The organism is Marivita lacus, assembly GCF_014637725.1.
Lineage (GTDB): Bacteria > Pseudomonadota > Alphaproteobacteria > Rhodobacterales > Rhodobacteraceae > Marivita > Marivita lacus.
In genome coordinates this window covers 301,337-318,743 of sequence record NZ_BMFC01000003.1, presented here as the reverse complement: position 1 = coordinate 318,743, position 17,407 = coordinate 301,337, and the positions used below count along the sequence as shown (strand labels likewise).

Genomic DNA, 17,407 nt, shown 5'->3' with positions numbered 1-17,407 from the left:
GATCCCATCATTCGTCCACCACGGCAAAGAGGTTCGGCACCGCAGGGCACGGCGCCAGGCTGTTGCCCACCACATCCGACAACCGCGTCTGGTGCAGGAAGACGTAGACCTGCGCCGACAGCCCTTCCCACAACCGGTTGGTCATGGACTGCGCCCGGCTGCCCGACAGCCCGCCCGAGGCCCCGGCGCCCTTGTGCATCGCATCCACGGTCTCGTCCACGGCCGCAAGCACATCGACCACGCGGATCTCACTGGCCGGCTTGGCCAGCCGGTAGCCGCCACCGGGACCGCGCACCGACGCGACGAGCCCCGCGCGGCGCAGCTTGACGAAAAGCTGTTCCAGATAGGGCAGCGAAATATCCTGCCTCTGGGCGATATCGCCCAGCGTCACCAGCGTCTCGCCCGGTTGCAGCGCGATATCCGCCAGGGCGACCATCGCATACCGACCTTTTGTACTCAGTTTCATCACCGTCTCCCAAACGTCCCTGCGACACAATTGACCTTGCAGGGGCAATTGCCTATGTGCGGAGAACCATTTCGGGGAAATTCCCGATTTAGAACCATTCTAAGTAGCCTGAGTGAAGCTGTCAAGAATGACGGACCGCTGCACCAGAGCCCCAGCAGGAGCCACCACCGCCTATGCCCGAGGTGATTTTTCCCGGACCCGAAGGCCGCCTCGAAGGCCGCTACCATCCGCAAAAAGAAAGCGACGCTCCGATCGCGATTGTCCTGCATCCACATCCGCAATTCGGCGGCACGATGAACAACAAGGTCGTCTACAACCTGCACTATGCCTTCTACAACATGGGTTTCACCGTGCTCCGCTTCAACTTCCGCGGTGTCGGGCGCAGCCAGGGCGAATACGATCAGGGCATCGGCGAGCTGTCGGACGCGGCCTCCGCGCTCGATTACCTGCAGTCGATGAACAACAATTCCAAGCATTGCTGGGTCGCGGGCTTCAGCTTTGGCGCGTGGATCGGCATGCAGCTCCTGATGCGCCGCCCCGAAATCACGGGCTTCATCTCGGTCAGCCCGCCCGCGAACATGTATGATTTCTCGTTCCTCGCCCCCTGCCCGTCCTCGGGTCTGATCATCAACGGGACCGGCGACCGCGTGGCCCCTCCCGCCGACACGACGTCGCTGGTGAACAAGCTGTCCGAGCAAAAGGGCATCAAGGTCACCCATACCGAGATCGAAGGCGCGGATCACTTCTTCAAGGAACCGCACATGGACAACATGATCGACCATGTGAGCAGCTACGTGAAGCGCCGCCTGACAGAAAACAGTCGTTGAGGATCGCACCACATGTCGATGGTACAGGACATTGCCGAAAAGCTGGCCGACGACACGCTCAAGGCGATGAAGCATCTCGACGATGACCGCTTCTTCATGGAAGTGGCAAGCGAGCTTGGCGCGGCCTCGACCACGCTGGAAGAGGCGTTTCTGACCGCGATCCGCGTGCGCCTTGCCGAACGCAAGGCCCGCGCCTTTATCCGCGCCCGAATCGAAGGCCAGAAGAAAGACGAGAATTTCGGCCGCTAGGCGCAGTGCCTTTACATTCAGAGGTCACATGTCCCGCTTGGACCAGCAGATGGCGTTCCTGACCGAAGTGGACCGCCTGAAATCCGTTCTGCGCGCAACCACGCTCTGTGACGGGTCGCGCATGGAAAACAGCGCCGAACATTCCTGGCACATCGCGCTTTACGCTCTGGTTCTGGCCGAACATGCCGAGACGCCGCTGGACACCGCCAAGGTGATCAAGATGCTCCTGCTGCATGATCTGGTGGAAATCGACGCGGGCGATGCGCCGGTCTTCGGCACGCATGATACCGAAGCTCTGGCGGTGCAGGAACAGGCTGCCGCCATCCGCATCTTCGGCCTCTTGCCCGACGATCAGGCGCAGGCGTTCCGTGCCCTCTGGGATGAATTCGAAGCGAACGAAAGCCCCGAGGCGCAATTCGCCAAATCCATCGACCGAATGCAGCCGCCAATGCAGAACCTGGCCTCGGGCGGCGGGTCATGGATCGACTACGACGTGACGCAGAACATGTTCGAGACGCGCATCGGCCCGAAGATCAACACCGGCGCGCCGAAGATCTGGGCATGGCTTCAGCCGAAAGTCGCCGCCTTCTTCGCAGGGCGCGGGTGACACGCTTTGCACCTCGCGCCAATGCGCAACATCCCCTAGGGTGACCCCATGTCAGATGTCCCTCATCAACGCACCCTCCTGCTGACCGGCGCAAGCCGGGGTATCGGCCACGCCACTGTCAAGAAATTCGCCGCCGAAGGGTGGCGGGTGATCAGCTGTTCCCGGCAGGCCTTTTCACCGAACTGCCCCTGGCCCGGCGGCGAACGCAATCACATTCAGGTCGACCTGAGCGACCCGCAGCAGACCATGGAGGCGGTGCGCGTCGTCAAGGACCGGCTCGAAGGCGGGCGGCTCGATGCGCTGGTCAACAACGCCGGCATTTCGCCCAAGGGGCCGAACGGCGAACGGCTGAGCACGCTCGACACCGACCTGCGCGATTGGGGCAAGGTGTTCCACGTCAATTTCTTTGCCTCGGTCGTGCTGGGGCGCGGGTTGAAGGACGAGTTGGCCGCCGCCAAGGGGGCCATCGTCAACGTGACCTCGATCGCGGGCGCGCGGGTGCATCCGTTTGCGGGTGCCGCTTATGCCACGTCCAAGGCGGCGCTGGCCGCGCTGACGCGTGAAATGGCGCATGATTTCGGGCCTTTGGGGGTGCGGGTGAACGCAATCGCACCCGGAGAGGTCGAGACCAGCATCCTGAGCGAAGGCACCGACAAGATCGTCGAGAAACTGCCGATGCGGCGTTTGGGCCAGCCCTATGAGGTGGCGGATGTGATCTATTTCCTGTGCTCGGGGCAAAGCAGCTATGTCACGGGCACCGAGATCGAAGTGAACGGCGGCCAGCACGTCTGAGTCTGACCGCTATTGACGGGGGTCGCCTGAGTGACCCCGCTTCAGAATTTTATGGAGAGCGCCAAGATTATTCGTACGAATAATCTTAATCCCACCCCATAAATTTCTAGGAAGATTCGGTTAATGCCGTCCTAAGTTTCCTAAAAGTGAACGGCACGGCCCCAGGCATCCAGAACGGCCTCATGCATCATCTCCGACAAAGTCGGGTGCGGGAACACGGTCTGCATCAGGTCTTGCTCGGTCGTTTCCAATTGCCGCCCGATCACGTAACCCTGGATCAGTTCGGTCACTTCCGCGCCCACCATATGCGCGCCCAGAAGCGCCCCGGTTTTCGCATCGAACACCGTCTTGACCAACCCCTCGGGTTCGCCAAGTGCAATCGCCTTGCCATTGCCGATGAAGGGGAAACGGCCGACCTTGATGTCGAACCCTTTCTCTTTGGCCTGCGCCTCGGTCAGGCCGACGCTTGCGACCTGTGGCTGGCAATAGGTGCAGCCCGCGATGCTGTCAGGCTCCACGGCATGAGGATGCCCGCCTGCGATCAGTTCGGCCACCATGACACCCTCATGGCTGGCCTTGTGCGCCAACCACGGTGCACCGGCGATGTCACCGATGGCATAGACGCCCTCGATACCGGTGCGGCAATGCGGATCGGTCACCACATGGGTCCGGTCGACCTTTACCCCCAGCGCCTCGAGCCCAAGACCTTCGGTGTTGCCGACAATGCCGACGGCGGAAATCACCGTGTCGAACTCTTCCTTGGTGACTTTGCCCGCGACCTCGATATGCGCGGTCACTTTGCCCTTGCCGCGATCCAGGTGTTTGACCATCGCCTTTTCACGGATCGTCATGCCCTGTTTTTCGAATTGTTTCTTTGCGAAACCGCTGATTTCGGCATCCTCAACGGGCAGGATGCGGTCCATCACCTCGACCACGGTCGTGTCGGCACCCAACGTGTTGTAGAAGCTGGCGAATTCGATGCCGATGGCACCAGAGCCGATGACCAGCAGCTTTTTCGGCATGCGTTTGGGCACCAGCGCGTGTTTGTAGGTCCAGACCAGATCGCCGTCAGCCTCCAGTCCCGGCAATTCGCGGGCCCGCGCACCGGTGGCTATGACGATGTTCGGGGCCGACAGGTCTTCAACCCCCGTGTCGGTCTTGACCTGCACGCGGCCCTTGGCGGGGATCGTCGCCTCGCCCATCAGCACGGTGACCTTGTTCTTCTTGAGCAGGTGACCCACCCCGGAATTCAGCTGCTTGGCGATCCCGCGCGACCGTTTGACGACCGCTTCAAGATCAAAGCCGATGCCTTGGGCCGTGAGCCCGAATTCCTTGGCGCGGTGCATGAGGTGGAACACCTCGGACGTGCGCAGCATCGCCTTGGTCGGGATGCAGCCCCAGTTGAGGCAGATGCCGCCCAGATGTTCGCGTTCGACGATTCCCACGCTCAACCCAAGCTGCGCGCCGCGGATGGCGGCGACATAGCCGCCGGGGCCTGCGCCGATCACGATCATGTCGAAGCTCTTGCTCATCGCCTGGTCTCCTCCCTCAAGGTCAGGTTTGGAGCAAAACGTAGGACAAAGACCGGGGGCTCACAATGGGAAGTGGACATGTAGGTCCGAACCGGACCGAATGTTTCGCGCGCGAAACAATGGGTCAATGCCGCTGACCGTTTAACCTTTTGTTAACACGCGCGAAATCATGCCTCGGCCTTCTTTTCCCAACGACCCGATTCCTCGGACCAGTACTGCGCCGAACAACCCGCACCGGTCAGATTGCGCCACTGGCCGCGTGCCGTCTCGACGGCGGACGGATCATTGCCGTCGAAGAGGACGCAGACCCGTTCGAGCCTCTGCACCTCGTCCGGGGCCACTTCCGCCCCGTCCATGGTCATGAGGCACTGCGGAGTGTTCGCGGCATCACGCGCCACGGTCAGCAGCACCGGCTGCGCGGCATCATGCGGACCACCCGCCAGCCCATGCGGCAGGAACCCCTCTTCCGGTCCCAGCCACAGTTTCTGGTCAAGCCAATCCATCCGCGCGGCATCGGTTCCCCGCACCGCCACGCGCCAGCCCGCGCCAAGCGCCTTGCCCAGAAGCATGGGCAAGGTCACTTCGAGCGGCTTCTGCGTCAGGTGGTAGAAATAGGCCGCGCCCATGGATCAGTCCCCGTTCTCGAACATGTCCAGGATCAGCCGGTCGAGCGCGCGCACGCCCCAGCCCGTCGCCCCCTTGGGCGACAGGTCCAGATCGCTTTTGACATGGGCAACCCCCGCGATGTCGAGGTGAATCCACGGCATGTCGTCCTTGACGAACCGCTTGAGGAATTGCGCGGCGGTGATCGACCCGGCGGGCCTTCCACCGACGTTCTTCATGTCCGCGACCGGAGATTTGAGCATGTCGTCATAGGCCTGCCCCAGGGGCATGCGCCACGCACCTTCGGTTTCTTTCTCGGCGGCCTTGAGGAACGCGCCCGCCAGCGGATCGTCATTCGAATAGACGGCGGCGTTCTCATGCCCAAGCGCGATGATGCAGGCACCGGTCAGGGTGGCGAGGTCGATCATCGCTGCGGGTTTCTCGGCTTGCTGCGCGTGCCACATCACGTCGCACAGCACCAGACGGCCCTCGGCGTCGGTGTTGACCACTTCGACCGTGTCACCCTTCATCGAGGTCACGACATCGCCGGGGCGCACCGCATTGCCCGAGGGCATGTTTTCCACGAGCCCCACCATGCCCACCACATTGGCGCGCGCCTTGCGGCGGGCGATGGCATGCATGACACCCGCGACCACACCGGCACCGCCCATGTCCATGGTCATGTCTTCCATGCCCGCGGCGGGTTTGAGCGAGATGCCCCCGGTGTCGAACACGACACCCTTGCCGATCAGCGCCAGAGGCGCATCGCCCTTGGTGCCGCCCTTCCAGCGCATGATCACCACTTTGGAGGGGCTGTCGGAGCCTTGACCGACGCAGAGCAGCGCGCCCATGCCGAGCTTTTCCAGCGCGTCCTCCTCGAGAACCTCGACCTCGACCCCCAGGTCGCGCAGCGATTCAAGCCGCTTGGCGAATTCGGTGGTGGTCAGCACGTTGGCCGGTTCGTTCACGAGGTTGCGGGTCAGATGCACGCCTTCGGCCACGGCGATGCGCGGGAAGGATGCCGTCTCGGCCTCGTCGGGCTTGGCGCACATGAAGGTGGCGGTGCCAAACGGATCGCCCTTCTTGGTCTTGTGGTCATCGAAGCCGTAACCGCGCAGCATGACACCCAGGGCGATTTCCTCGATCAGCGCCGTGCTTTCGGCAAGCACGGTCAGCGCCGACGCACCCGCCGCCACCGCCAGCGCAGCCCCAGTCTTGCGCGCCAGTTCTGCTGTCGGACGGCGCGGCAGCTTGACCATATCAACCGCCTCGGCCTGCATGCCGACGGGCCATGCCAGCGACAGCACCTTGCCCTCGGACAGCTTGTCCCAGGCATCCGACCCGGTGGCGCGGGCCAGCGCACCCTTGGTCAGACGGTTGAGCCGCCGCGCGCCGCTGCTCAGCTTGAGATCGGGCGTGATGAAGACCGCGACCCGGCCTTCTGCGCTTGCCAAAGCGTCAAGATCGACCGGCACGAATGAGACTGCGCGAAGTTCCGCCATGTTCTGCTCCATATGTTGGTTTGCCTATAGGGGTAGCGCCCGTGCGCGCGGTTGACCAGAGGCCGGTTTTCCCCCAAACCCTAGAGGGTTGGGTCCTTCTGGCCCACTCCATGTCGTATAAGGGGGGCGTCGTGCCAAGATTCGACAGGTACATGCTGTCGCAACTCATGGTCCTCTTTGGGTTCTTCGCGCTTGTGCTGGTCGCCGTCTACTGGGTGAACCGTGCCGTGGTGCTGTTCGACCGGCTGATTGCGGATGGCCATTCGGCGGGGGTGTTCCTTGAATTCACCGCGCTGAGCTTGCCGGGCGTGATCGCGCTGGTGCTGCCGATGGCGTCCTTTGCGGCGGCTGTCTATGTCACGAACCGGCTGATGGGCGATTCCGAACTGACCGTGATGCAGGCGACCGGCTACAGCCCGTGGCGGCTGGCGCGGCCTGTGCTGATGTTCGGCGTGGTCGTGGCCCTGATGCTGTCGGTGCTGACGCATGTGCTGGTGCCCGCCTCGGTGGCGCAGTTGAAAGAGCGCGAGGTCGAGATCTCGGGCTCGGTCAGCGCGCGGCTGCTGCGCGAGGGCGCGTTCCTGCATCCCGGCCCGGGCGTGACGTTTTTCATTCGCGAGATCACGCCCGAGGGCGAGTTGCGCGACGTGTACCTGTCGGACCGGCGGCAGGCCGACCGCGAGGTGACCTATACCGCCGAACGCGCCTATGTGGTGCAGGCCGAACAAGGCCCGCGCCTTGTCATGGTGAGCGGGTTGGCCCAGACCCTGCAAGCCGAGACACGCAGGCTGTCCACCACGGTGTTTCAGGATTTCACGTATGACATCAGCACGTTGATCGTGCAGAACCAGAGCCTCACCCTGCGGCCCCGGCATCTGTCGACATGGAGCCTGCTGACCGAGCCCGAGGCGATGGCGCTGTTGACCGACGTGCCGCTGGCGCGGATCAACGAGGAACTGCACGGGCGCTTCCAGCAGGCCCTTCTGGGGCTTGTGGCGACGCTGATCGGGTTTTCGACGCTGATGACCGGCAGTTTCAGCCGGTTCGGCGTGGGGCGACAGATCGTGGTGGCGATTTTCCTGCTGGTGGTGATCAAACTGGTGGAAAGCGCCGTCACAGACCCCACGCGCAACAACGCGGCGCTGTGGCCGCTGATCTACCTGCCGTCCCTGGTCGGTCTGGTGATGGCGGCGGGGCTGCTGCATCTTGCGGCCCGCCCCTTCCGACAGCCGCGCACATCGGCGGCATCCGAGGTGCCCGCATGACCCTGCACCTTTATTTCGCGCGCCGGTTCCTGTGGACCTTCCTCGCGATCTTCGGGATTTTCTTCCTGTTCCAGATGCTTCTCGATCTCGTCGAGCAGATCCGACGATTCGACAATTCGGTCAGTTTTGGCGAGGTGATGACACTGACGCTGCTGAACACGCCCGAGGGTATGTACCAAATCCTGCCGCTGGTGATGATCCTGTCCTCCATCGCGCTGTTCGTGGCGCTGGCGCGGTCTTCGGAACTGGTGGTGGCGCGGGCGGCGGGGCGGTCGGGGATGACCGCGCTTGTGGGGCCGATCGTGGTGGCGGCAGTGATTGGCGGGCTGACGGTGGCGATGGGCAACCCGATCGTGGCCGCTACGTCAAAAGCCTATTCCGATCTGCGCGAGACTTACCGCAGTGGCGGCACCTCGGCGCTGTCCATCGGCGCCGAAGGGCTGTGGCTGCGCCAGTCTGACCCGCGCGGCCAGACGGTGATCCGCGCGGCGCGCGCCAATCCCAACGGAACGGTGCTCTATGACGTGATGTTCGTCGCCTATGCCGAAGAGGGTGGCCCGGTGCGCCGCATCGAGGCGGCAGAGGCCGAACTGGCCAATGGCGCGTGGCGGTTGAAGGAGGCCAAGGTCTGGCCGCTGGAGCCGGGTGTGAACCCGGAGACCAACGCGGTGCAGCATGACGAACTGATGGTGCCATCGACCCTGACCGAGGACAGCATCAAGGACCGGTTCGGGCGGCCCTCGGCGATCTCGGTCTGGGAGTTGCAGGGCTTTATCACCGATCTCGAGGATGCCGGGTTTTCCGCCCGTCGCCATGCCGTGTGGTTGCAGATGGAATTGGCGCGGCCGGTGTTCCTGATCTCGATGGTGCTGATCGGCGCGGCATTCACCATGCGGCACAGCCGTATGGGAGGCACCGGGATTGCAGTTCTGTCTGCGGTTCTTCTTGGATTTTCATTGTATTACGTGCGGAACTTCGCGCAAATCCTCGGCGAGAACGGACAGTTGAACGCGCTGGCCGCCGCCTGGGTGCCGCCGCTGGCCTCGGTGCTGTTGGCGCTCGGATTGATCCTGCACCGAGAGGACGGCTGATGCGGCGCGCGGGTCTTGGTCTTGTTGTGGCGGTGGCGCTGTTCTGCGCGTCGCCTGTGCGGGCGCAATCCAGCGACGTGATGTTGCTGGCCGATCAGGTTCTGGTGCAACAGGGCGGCGACACTCTGGTTGCGACCGGCAATGTCGAAGCGCTGCACGAAGGCACCCGCCTGACAGCGTCTTCGATCATCTATGATCGCAGCGCCAATACGCTCGACATTCAGGGCCCGATCCGGATCACCCAGCCCAATGGCGACGTGCTGACCGCGACACAGGCCGAACTGGATCAGGGATTTCAGAACGGGCTGCTGGAAAGCGCGCGGCTGGTGCTGGACGAACAGTTGCAGATTGCCTCGGCCCGTGCGGCACGGGTGCAGGGGCGCTACACCGCGATGAGCCAGGTCGCCGCGACCTCGTGTCAGGTCTGCGGCAGCGACCGCCCGCCGCTCTGGGCGATCCGGGCCAGCCGGATCGTGCATGATGCCGAAGAACGTCAGATTTATTTCGACGATGCACAGCTTCGGGTTCTGGGCGTGCCGGTGTTCTACATGCCGCGAATGCGCCTGCCCGACCCGACGCTTGAGCGCGCGCGCGGCTTTCTGATTCCCGAACTCAAGACCACGACCCTGCTGGGGTTCGGGATCAAGCTGCCGTACTTCATTCCCATCGGCGACCATGCCGACCTGACGCTGACGCCCTATGTGTCGCCGATCACCCGCACGCTCGAGGCGCGGTACCGGCAGGCGTTCAGCACGGGTGATATCTCGGTCAACGGCGCGATCAGCCGCGACAGCCTGGACCGCGGCGAATTGCGCGGCCTGTTCTTTGCCGAAGGCGCCTTCCGCCTGCCCCGCGATTTCCGCCTGTCCTTCGACATCGAGGCGGTCAGCGACGAGGCCTATCTCAACGACTACAACAGCGACTTCAAGAAAGACCGTCTGGACAGCGCGCTGACCCTGTCGCGCACCCAGAGAGACCAGTTCTTTTCGCTGGGCCTGATCCATTACGAAAGCCTGACCGACGGCGAGAACAACGCAACCCAGCCCACGATCATCGGCGATCTGCGCTACAATCGGCGGTTCTTTCCCAAGCGGATCGGCGGCGAAGCACGGCTCGGGTTCCAGTTGCACGGGCATTACCGCTATTCCAACCGCGATATCGACGGCACCGATGCCGACAGCGTGGTGGACGGGCGCGATGTGGCCCGCGCCAATCTCGACCTGAGCTGGCGCGACCGCTGGACCCTGCCGGGCGGGCTGCGTGCAGGTGCGGTGGCGCAGGTCTGGGTCGATCATTTCATCGTCGACCAGGACGCGGTGGCCGAGGGCGATTACACCGAAGTAACCCCCGCCGCGTCGGCGGAATTGCGCTGGCCCCTGGTCAAGCAGACCGCGTCGGGCGCGCGGGTTCTGGTCGAGCCGATCGCGCAGGTCGGCTGGGTGGGTGGCGAACGCTCGGGCGTGCCGAATGACGAAAGCACGCGCGCCGAATTCGACGAAGGCAACCTGCTGTCGCTGTCGCGCTTTCCCGCCCCCGACCGCCGCGAACGCGGGTTGATCGGGGCCGCCGGTCTGCGCTGGATGCGGCAGGACCCCGAAGGCTGGCGCGCGGCGCTGACGCTGGGCCGGGTCTGGCGCGACGAGTTTGACAGCGCGTTCTCACGCTCCTCCGGTCAGGACAGCACCGTGTCGGACTGGCTGGTCGCCGGGCAGTTCGCGCATCAGAACGGGCTGCAGCTTTTGGCGCGGGGGCTTTATGACAGCGAGCAGTTGCGCTTTACCAAGGCCGAGATGCGCGCGAACCTCACGCAGGAACGCTATGCTCTGGGTGCGTCCTATATCCTGCTGACCACCGATCCGCGGGAAGAGCGCGCCGACGCGCAGTCGCAATGGCGGGTCAACGGGCGCTACAACATCGACCGCAACTGGGTCGCCAAGGGCAGCAGCCGCTACGACATCGCCGAGGGGCAGTTCCTGAATGCCGGGCTTGGCGCGGAATACCGCAATGAATGTGTCGTTGTGGACTTTTCGGTCTCGCGCAACTTTGCCTCTTCCACTAACCTTGAACCATCTACAGATTTCGGCCTGACCGTCGCGCTGACAGGCTTCAGCACCGGCGGCAGCGGCAAGGAGTACCGCCGTTCATGCAGCTACTGACCCCGTCCATCCGCAAACTGAGTGCCCTGGCCCTTGGGGTGACGCTGGCCCTTGGTCCGGTCTCGGCCCACGCGCAGAACCTGTTCGCGCCTGTCCTGCGCATCAATGACAGCGTGGTGACCGCCTATGAGCTGGAGCAGCGTGCGCGCATGTTGTCCGTGCTGCGGGCGCCCGGCAACCCGAGCGAGCTGGCCCGTGAGCAATTGATCGACGACCGGCTGCGCCTTCAGGCTGCCGAAGAGGCAGGCATTGTCCCCTCGCCCGAAGAGGTGCTGGACGGGATGACCGAATTCGCGTCGCGCGCCAACCTGAGCCGCGAGGAGTTCATCCAGGCGCTCGAAGCCGATGGGGTTTCCGAACAGACATTCCGGGATTTCGTGCGCGCGGGCCTCAGCTGGCGGTTGCTGGTGCAGGCCCGGTTCGCGGGCCGGGTGAACCTGTCCGAAACCGAAATCGACCGGGCGCTTGGCGCTTCGGGTGAATCCTCGGTGCGGGTGCTCTTGTCCGAGATCATCATGCCGGCCCCGCCAGAACAGGCCGAGGCCGTGCTTGAACGTGCCGAACGGATCAGCCAGACCACGTCCGAGGCCGAGTTCTCGGCGCAGGCGCGGCAGTTTTCGGCAACCGAGAGCCGCGGCGCAGGCGGCCGCCTGCCCTGGCAGAACCTTGACGAATTGCCTCCCGTGCTGCGCCCGCTGGTGCTGGCGCTCGCCCCCGGTGAAGTAACCGATCCGCTGCCGATCCCGAACGCCGTGGCGCTGTTCCAGTTGCGCGGAATCGAGGAGACGGGGTTTGTCCCGCCGACCTATTCGGCCATCGAATATGCAGCCTATTTCCTGCCCGGTGGGCGTTCGGACGCCACCTTGGCGCAGGCGCGGGTGCTGGAAAGCCGGGTGGATCGCTGTGACGATCTCTACGGCATCGCCAAGGGTCAGCCGAACGAGGTACTGGACCGGCAGACCCTGCCCCCGGCGGACATCCCCACCGACATCGCCTTTGAGCTGTCCAAGCTCGATCCCGGCGAGGTGTCCACCGCGCTGACCCGCTCGAACGGGCAGACGCTGATGTTCCTGATGCTCTGTGGCCGCACTGCCGAGATGAATGACGACGTGGATCGTGACCAGTTCGCGCTTGGGCTGCGCAACCAGAGGCTTCAGTCGCTGGCCGAAAGCTACCTTCAGCAATTGCGCGCCGACGCCCGCATCGTCACGCAATGACCGCAGCGCCGATTGCCCTGACCATCGGGGAACCTGCCGGGATCGGCCCGGAACTGGCCTGCATGGCGTGGGGCGCGCTGCGTGGCGAGGTGCCGTTTTTCCTGATCGGGGATCCGGCGCATCTGCCCCAAGGCACCGACTGGACCGAGATCGCGGCACCGGACGAGGTATCGACCGAGGGCTCGGCCCTGCCCGTCCTGCCGCACCGGTTCGACGGCCCGCGCACCCCCGGCAAGCCGCAGCACGCGCAGGCCAAAGGCGTGGTTGCGGTGATCGAACGCGCCGTGGCCCTTGCAGCCAGCGGCAAGGCGGGGGGGCTGTGCACCCTGCCCATCCACAAGCAGGCCTTGCAGGAAGGCGCGCGCTTCGGCTTTCCCGGACATACGGAATTCCTTGCACATCTGTGCGATACGGATGACGTGGTGATGATGCTGGCCGGGCCGCAATTGCGGGTGGTGCCGGTGACGATCCACATTCCGCTGCACGAGGTGAAGCTGGCGCTGACGCCGGACCTGATCGAGACACGGATCCGCATCACCCATACCGCGCTGCAGCGGCAATTCGGCATTGCCGAGCCTCGACTTGCGGTCGCCGGGCTGAACCCGCATGCGGGCGAAGGTGGGCGCATGGGCCGCGAAGAGATCGACGTGATCGCGCCGGTGCTGGAGCGGCTGCGCGCCGAAGGCATGCAGATCGCCGGGCCGCTGTCGGCGGACACGATGTTTCATGCCGCGGCCCGCACGAACTATGATGCCGCGATCTGCATGTATCACGACCAGGCGCTGATCCCGATCAAGACGCTGGATTTCGACCAGGGCGTGAACGTGACGCTTGGCCTGCCGATCATCCGCACGTCACCCGATCACGGCACCGCCTTTGACATCGCGGGCACCGGTGCGGCCAATCCGGGATCGACCATCGAAGCCCTGCGCATGGCGTGGCGGCTGGCCAACGCGGCCTCCTGACGGCATCACCGGTGGATGGGACAGAGTTTGCATATTTTTGAAAAGAAGAAGCAGGGGACAACTCCCGGCATGGCGAGGCTGCAATGGCGATGATCGACGGCCTTCCCCCGCTGCGCGAGGTGATCGCCACACACGGGCTGAGCGCGCGCAAGGCGTTGGGGCAGAACTTTCTGCTCGACCTGAACCTGACCGCCAAGATCGCGCGTCAGGCGGGCGATCTGAGCGGCACGGATGTGCTCGAGATTGGCCCCGGCCCGGGCGGGCTGACCCGCGGCTTGCTGGTGGAGGGCGCGCGCAAGGTGCTGGCGGTCGAGAAGGACCCGCGCTGCCTGCCCGCGCTGGCCGAGATCGCTGCGGCCTATCCCGGACGGCTTGAGGTGATCGAGGGCGACGCGCTGCAGGTGGATGCACTGGCGCATCTGACGCCGCCCATCGCGATCTGCGCCAACCTGCCCTACAACGTCGGCACCGAATTGCTGGTGCGCTGGCTGACACCTGCCGTGTGGCCGCCGGTGTGGAGCAGTCTCACGCTGATGTTTCAGAAAGAAGTGGCGGAACGCATCATCGCCAAGCCGGGCGACAAGGCGTACGGTCGGCTGGCAGTGCTGGCGCAATGGCGCTGTGACGCGCAGATCGTGATGCATCTGCCCCCCGAGGCGTTCACGCCGCCCCCCAAGGTCAGTTCCGCCGTCGTGCATCTGCGCGCCCTGCCCGCACCGCGCTTTGACGCCGATCCCAAGCTGCTGGAGCGCATTGTTGCCGCCGGGTTCAACCAGCGCCGCAAGATGCTGCGCGCCTCGCTGAAGGGACTGTCGCCCGAGATCGAGGATCACCTGACCGCCGTGGGCATCGCACCGACCGAACGGGCCGAACGGGTGTCTTTGGAACAGTTCTGCGCCTTGGCACGCCAGCTGGCCTGACAGCCACTGAAACGCAAAAGGCCGGGGATGTCCCCCGGCCTGAGCGTCATTCTGTCCTGATCTTTATTCCGCAGCGTCAGAAGTCGTTTCCTGCGCAGGCGCATCTTCGGATTTGGGTTCGGGTTTCTTGCGCGGCTTGCGCGGCGCACGCGGTTTCTTCGGCTTTTCCTCGGCCTTGGATTCCGGCGTTTCCACCAATCCGCTGTCGGCGGTATCGTCGCCGCGGTCGATCACGTCGGGCTGCGGTGCCTCGGCAGGATCATTACTGGATTGCGGGGCCGCATCCTGCTCCTGACGCGCGGGGCGTTCGGTGTCACGCTGTGACTGGCGGTCGCGGTTTTCGCGTTCCTGCTGTTCGCGGCGGGTGTCCTGCTCGCGACGGGCATCCTGTTCGCGCTGCGCCTCGCTGAGCATGCGCATGTAGTGCTCTGCGTGCTGCTGGAAGTTTTCCGCATTCACGCGGTCATTGCTCAGCTGGGCGTCGCGCGCGAGTTGGTTATATTTATCAATGATTTGTTGCGGAGTACCGCGCACCTTGCCATCAGGGCCGGAGCTGTCGAACACACGGTTGACGACGTTGCCGACGGTATTCGGACGGTTGCGGTTGTTCTTGTTCCGCGAACGTTTGTTTGAAGAACGCATTTGTTACTTTCCAGCCTTCTTTCAGCTGTTTTTGCGATTGCTGTGTGCGCTTTGTGCGCGGGTCTTATGCAAAAGCATCCATGTTTGGGCTTACAATCGCGCGAGAGGGGTGCAAACCAGCCTCGACCGCTGCAATGACTCTGAGTAATCATGTCCGACCCCAGCTTACAAGCAGAATTTGCGTCGAACTGATCGGATTTTTGTCCTTATCGGTCGGTTCGTGGCAGGATTACGCCGGATACCACCCTGTCACGGCCGTCCAGATCAGAATGCAGGGTCACATTTGCAAGACCCGCGGTGCGGAAAAGCTCTGCCACCGCCTGCCCTTGGGTGGGGCCGATCTCGACCAGCAGGCGACCCTGTGGGGCAAGGAACGGGGTCGCGCCACCAGTTATGGCACGATAAGCGCTGAGCCCGTCCGCCTCGTCGGTGAGCGCCATACGCGGCTCAAAGGCAAGGTCGGGCGCGAGACCGGGCATTTCATTCAAAGCGATATAGGGCGGGTTCGACACGATCAGGTCGAAACATGCGCCGGGCGGCACCGCGTCGAACCAGGCGCCCTGCGCCCATGTCGCGCGGTCCTGCAGCGACAGCCGGGTTGCGTTGTCCTTGGCAACAGTCAGCGCTTCGGAGCTCAGGTCGGTGCCGAGGCCTTGGGCCAAGGGGCGATGGGCGAGCAGCGTCAGAAGGATGCAGCCCGATCCGGTGCCAAGGTCGAGAACAGATGAGACCTCGCCCGCAAGCGCCTGTTCGATCAGGGTTTCTGTATCTGGCCGCGGATCAAGGACGGCGGGTGTGACATGAAAGTCACGGCCATAGAAGGCGCGGATGCCGGTCAGATGCGACACCGGTTCGCGGGTTGTCCGACGGTCGATCAGCGCGAAAAACCGTGCTGCCTGTGCATCATCGAGAAGATCGGGCAACACCAGCGTCAGCCGTCCCGGCGCGATGCCCAACACATGCGACAACAAGCGACGCGCATCGCGGGCCGGATCGTCGATCCCTGCGTTCCGCAATTGCGCCACCGCCCGGGTCAGCGCGTCGGTGCCGGTCATGCCCCCATCTCGGCCAGCAGTGTGGCCTGCGCATCGGCGGCAAGCGCGTCGATGATGTCGTCGAGATCACCCGCCATCACCGCGTCCAGCTTGTAGAGCGTGAGGCCGATGCGGTGGTCGGTCAGGCGCCCCTGCGGGAAATTGTAGGTGCGGATGCGTTCGGAACGGTCGCCCGAGCCGACCTGCGATTTGCGATTGGCCGAGCGTTCGGCATCGACCTTTTGCCGCTCCATGTCGAAGAGCCGCGTGCGCAGCACCTGCATCGCGATCTCGCGGTTGCGGTGCTGGGATTTCTCGGAACTGGTGACGACGATCCCGCTGGGGATGTGGGTGATGCGCACCGCCGAATCGGTGGTGTTGACGTGTTGCCCGCCCGCGCCGGAACTGCGCATGGTGTCGATGCGCAGGTCGTTTGCGTTGATCTGGATGTCCACGTCCTCGGCCTCGGGCAGGACCGCCACGGTGGCGGCAGAGGTGTGGATACGCCCGCCCGATTCGGTCTCGGGCACGCGCTGCACGCGGTGTACGCCGGATTCGTATTTCAGCCGGGCAAAGACGTTCGTGCCGGTGATGTGCGCCACGACCTCCTTGATGCCGCCGATCTCGGTCGATTGTTCCTCGATGATCTCGAACCGCCAGCCGCGCGCCTCGGAATAGCGCTGGTACATGCGCAAAAGGTCACCGGCGAACAGTGCTGCCTCTTCGCCGCCCGTTCCGGGGCGAATCTCGAGCATTGCGGGCCGTGCATCGGCGGTGTCGCGCGGCAGGAGCGCCAACTGCAGGGCGTGTTCCACCTTGGGAAGCCGCGCCTTGAGATCGGGCAGCTCCTCAAGTGCCAGTTCGCGCATCTCGGGGTCGGACAGCATCGCCTCGGCATCGGAGATGTCGGCGCGCACCTGTTTCCACTCGGCGATCTGTTCGACCACCGGGCGCAGGTCGGAATATTCCTTGCCGATTGCGGCAATATCGCCCGACCCTTCGGCCATCTGGGCCTCGAGGTATTCAAAACGCGATGTGATCTGGTGCAGGCGGTCTTCGGGGATCATGCGGTTCTGTCGAGCATCAACGCGGTCCGGTCAAGGCCTATTGGTCCAGCTGGTCGAGCCAGTTTTCGACGCGGGCCTTGTTCACACCAAGGTCGGACTGGCCAAAGCGTGACCGGGCGAAAAGTTCAAGGATGTCCTTGTTCTTCATCACGGTCGTGTAGTCGGGGAACCCCATCCATTTCGAGCGCGAAATATAGGTCACCTTGCCCTCGTCCACGCTGCCCGCCAGCACTTCGGTGCGCGGGGTCGCAAGGATGATGCGGTCGAGTTCGGCGAAGGTGCCATCCTCGGCCGGAATGCGACGGCGCACGCCGCCTGCCAGATCCTGATCCGCCGTGACCTGGGGATCGACATGCCAGACGGCAGGGTCCGACGGGGCGAACCTGATCCAGGCCAGACCCGCCACAACAATCAGCACCACGGCCCAGAAAAACATTTTCACGACGCCCTTATCCTTGCCGATATTGGGCAC

The 17,407-nt window shown here is 64.0% G+C and carries 18 protein-coding genes; 10 read left to right on the top strand and 8 right to left on the bottom strand.

The genetic code is table 11. The features are described from left to right. Positions 1-7 precede the first annotated feature (7 nt). Positions 8-466 (bottom strand): Fe-S cluster assembly transcriptional regulator IscR, encoded by a 459-nt coding sequence (gene iscR, locus IEV82_RS09150; protein ID WP_188481705.1) that lies wholly within the window; start codon positions 464-466, stop codon positions 8-10. A 173-nt stretch (positions 467-639) separates the two neighbouring features. On the opposite strand from iscR, the gene IEV82_RS09145 reads away from it, so the two are divergent. From IEV82_RS09145 to IEV82_RS09130, 4 genes are read left to right on the top strand one after another with little or no spacing between them, the layout of a single operon-like run. Continuing rightward, on the top strand, positions 640-1,293 hold the full coding sequence (locus tag IEV82_RS09145; RefSeq protein WP_188481704.1) for an alpha/beta hydrolase: 654 nt from the start codon (positions 640-642) through the stop codon (positions 1,291-1,293). A gap of 12 nt (positions 1,294-1,305) precedes the next feature. Continuing rightward, on the top strand, positions 1,306-1,542 hold the full coding sequence (locus IEV82_RS09140) for a hypothetical protein (protein WP_188481703.1): 237 nt from the start codon (positions 1,306-1,308) through the stop codon (positions 1,540-1,542). 28 nt (positions 1,543-1,570) lie between these two features. Next, positions 1,571-2,149, top strand: coding sequence for an HD domain-containing protein (locus IEV82_RS09135; protein ID WP_188481702.1), 579 nt, complete (start codon positions 1,571-1,573; stop codon positions 2,147-2,149). Between the two features lie 48 nt (positions 2,150-2,197). Further along, the gene (locus IEV82_RS09130) at positions 2,198-2,941 is read left to right on the top strand and encodes an SDR family NAD(P)-dependent oxidoreductase (RefSeq protein ID WP_188481701.1); all 744 of its coding nucleotides are present in this window, start codon (positions 2,198-2,200) and stop codon (positions 2,939-2,941) included. Positions 2,942-3,081: 140 nt separating this feature from the next. On the opposite strand, the gene lpdA is transcribed toward IEV82_RS09130, so the two are convergent. From lpdA to IEV82_RS09115, 3 genes are all read right to left on the bottom strand, one after another. Then, positions 3,082-4,473: a dihydrolipoyl dehydrogenase gene (lpdA, locus tag IEV82_RS09125; RefSeq protein ID WP_188481700.1), complete on the bottom strand. Its 1,392-nt coding sequence runs from the start codon at positions 4,471-4,473 to the stop codon at positions 3,082-3,084. A gap of 167 nt (positions 4,474-4,640) precedes the next feature. Then, positions 4,641-5,099: a DNA polymerase III subunit chi gene (locus tag IEV82_RS09120; RefSeq protein ID WP_188481699.1), complete on the bottom strand. Its 459-nt coding sequence runs from the start codon at positions 5,097-5,099 to the stop codon at positions 4,641-4,643. 3 nt (positions 5,100-5,102) lie between these two features. Next, complete coding sequence (locus tag IEV82_RS09115; protein ID WP_188481698.1) at positions 5,103-6,578, bottom strand: leucyl aminopeptidase; 1,476 nt, start codon at positions 6,576-6,578, stop codon at positions 5,103-5,105. Between the two features lie 152 nt (positions 6,579-6,730). Between IEV82_RS09115 and lptF the strand changes: the two genes are divergently transcribed. The 6 genes from lptF (at position 6,731) to rsmA (ending at position 14,192) form a co-directional block, all read left to right on the top strand. Then, a complete protein-coding gene (lptF, locus tag IEV82_RS09110; protein WP_188481858.1) occupies positions 6,731-7,843 on the top strand; it encodes an LPS export ABC transporter permease LptF in 1,113 nt (370 codons plus the stop codon). Next, positions 7,840-8,934 carry an LPS export ABC transporter permease LptG gene (lptG, locus tag IEV82_RS09105; RefSeq protein ID WP_188481697.1) on the top strand — a complete coding sequence of 365 codons (1,095 nt, stop codon included), beginning with the start codon at positions 7,840-7,842 and terminating at the stop codon, positions 8,932-8,934. The genes lptF and lptG overlap by 4 nt, the downstream gene beginning before the upstream one ends. Then, positions 8,934-11,090, top strand: a complete 2,157-nt coding sequence (locus IEV82_RS09100; protein ID WP_188481696.1) for an LPS-assembly protein LptD — start codon at positions 8,934-8,936, stop codon at positions 11,088-11,090. The genes lptG and IEV82_RS09100 overlap by 1 nt, the downstream gene beginning before the upstream one ends. Continuing rightward, on the top strand, positions 11,078-12,307 hold the full coding sequence (locus IEV82_RS09095) for a peptidylprolyl isomerase (RefSeq protein ID WP_188481695.1): 1,230 nt from the start codon (positions 11,078-11,080) through the stop codon (positions 12,305-12,307). Before IEV82_RS09100 ends, IEV82_RS09095 begins: the two co-directional genes overlap by 13 nt. Further along, positions 12,304-13,272, top strand: coding sequence for a 4-hydroxythreonine-4-phosphate dehydrogenase PdxA (gene pdxA, locus IEV82_RS09090; RefSeq protein WP_188481694.1), 969 nt, complete (start codon positions 12,304-12,306; stop codon positions 13,270-13,272). Before IEV82_RS09095 ends, pdxA begins: the two co-directional genes overlap by 4 nt. 83 nt (positions 13,273-13,355) lie before the next feature. After that, positions 13,356-14,192 carry a 16S rRNA (adenine(1518)-N(6)/adenine(1519)-N(6))-dimethyltransferase RsmA gene (gene rsmA, locus IEV82_RS09085; protein ID WP_188481693.1) on the top strand — a complete coding sequence of 279 codons (837 nt, stop codon included), beginning with the start codon at positions 13,356-13,358 and terminating at the stop codon, positions 14,190-14,192. Between the two features lie 63 nt (positions 14,193-14,255). Here the strand turns inward: rsmA and IEV82_RS09080 are convergent, their stop codons facing one another. The 4 genes from IEV82_RS09080 to IEV82_RS09065 all read right to left on the bottom strand — a co-directional run bounded on the left by IEV82_RS09080 (position 14,256) and on the right by IEV82_RS09065 (position 17,371). Then, positions 14,256-14,834, bottom strand: coding sequence for a DUF4167 domain-containing protein (locus IEV82_RS09080; RefSeq protein WP_188481692.1), 579 nt, complete (start codon positions 14,832-14,834; stop codon positions 14,256-14,258). Positions 14,835-15,040: 206 nt separating this feature from the next. Beyond that, positions 15,041-15,889: a peptide chain release factor N(5)-glutamine methyltransferase gene (prmC, locus tag IEV82_RS09075; protein ID WP_188481691.1), complete on the bottom strand. Its 849-nt coding sequence runs from the start codon at positions 15,887-15,889 to the stop codon at positions 15,041-15,043. Beyond that, positions 15,886-16,935, bottom strand: coding sequence for a peptide chain release factor 1 (prfA, locus tag IEV82_RS09070; protein ID WP_188481690.1), 1,050 nt, complete (start codon positions 16,933-16,935; stop codon positions 15,886-15,888). Before prfA ends, prmC begins: the two co-directional genes overlap by 4 nt. 37 nt (positions 16,936-16,972) lie before the next feature. Continuing rightward, the gene (locus tag IEV82_RS09065; RefSeq protein ID WP_188481857.1) at positions 16,973-17,371 is read right to left on the bottom strand and encodes a DUF1499 domain-containing protein; all 399 of its coding nucleotides are present in this window, start codon (positions 17,369-17,371) and stop codon (positions 16,973-16,975) included. Positions 17,372-17,407: the final 36 nt, after the last annotated feature.

Coding starts and splice junctions, on each gene's coding strand:
- iscR (WP_188481705.1), bottom strand. CDS start 466: ATGAAACTGAGTACAAAAGGTCGGTATGCGATGGTCGCCCTGGCGGAT.
- IEV82_RS09145 (WP_188481704.1), top strand. CDS start 640: ATGCCCGAGGTGATTTTTCCCGGACCCGAAGGCCGCCTCGAAGGCCGC.
- IEV82_RS09140 (WP_188481703.1), top strand. CDS start 1,306: ATGTCGATGGTACAGGACATTGCCGAAAAGCTGGCCGACGACACGCTC.
- IEV82_RS09135 (WP_188481702.1), top strand. CDS start 1,571: ATGTCCCGCTTGGACCAGCAGATGGCGTTCCTGACCGAAGTGGACCGC.
- IEV82_RS09130 (WP_188481701.1), top strand. CDS start 2,198: ATGTCAGATGTCCCTCATCAACGCACCCTCCTGCTGACCGGCGCAAGC.
- lpdA (WP_188481700.1), bottom strand. CDS start 4,473: ATGAGCAAGAGCTTCGACATGATCGTGATCGGCGCAGGCCCCGGCGGC.
- IEV82_RS09120 (WP_188481699.1), bottom strand. CDS start 5,099: ATGGGCGCGGCCTATTTCTACCACCTGACGCAGAAGCCGCTCGAAGTG.
- IEV82_RS09115 (WP_188481698.1), bottom strand. CDS start 6,578: ATGGCGGAACTTCGCGCAGTCTCATTCGTGCCGGTCGATCTTGACGCT.
- lptF (WP_188481858.1), top strand. CDS start 6,731: ATGCTGTCGCAACTCATGGTCCTCTTTGGGTTCTTCGCGCTTGTGCTG.
- lptG (WP_188481697.1), top strand. CDS start 7,840: ATGACCCTGCACCTTTATTTCGCGCGCCGGTTCCTGTGGACCTTCCTC.
- IEV82_RS09100 (WP_188481696.1), top strand. CDS start 8,934: ATGCGGCGCGCGGGTCTTGGTCTTGTTGTGGCGGTGGCGCTGTTCTGC.
- IEV82_RS09095 (WP_188481695.1), top strand. CDS start 11,078: ATGCAGCTACTGACCCCGTCCATCCGCAAACTGAGTGCCCTGGCCCTT.
- pdxA (WP_188481694.1), top strand. CDS start 12,304: ATGACCGCAGCGCCGATTGCCCTGACCATCGGGGAACCTGCCGGGATC.
- rsmA (WP_188481693.1), top strand. CDS start 13,356: ATGGCGATGATCGACGGCCTTCCCCCGCTGCGCGAGGTGATCGCCACA.
- IEV82_RS09080 (WP_188481692.1), bottom strand. CDS start 14,834: ATGCGTTCTTCAAACAAACGTTCGCGGAACAAGAACAACCGCAACCGT.
- prmC (WP_188481691.1), bottom strand. CDS start 15,889: ATGACCGGCACCGACGCGCTGACCCGGGCGGTGGCGCAATTGCGGAAC.
- prfA (WP_188481690.1), bottom strand. CDS start 16,935: ATGATCCCCGAAGACCGCCTGCACCAGATCACATCGCGTTTTGAATAC.
- IEV82_RS09065 (WP_188481857.1), bottom strand. CDS start 17,371: ATGTTTTTCTGGGCCGTGGTGCTGATTGTTGTGGCGGGTCTGGCCTGG.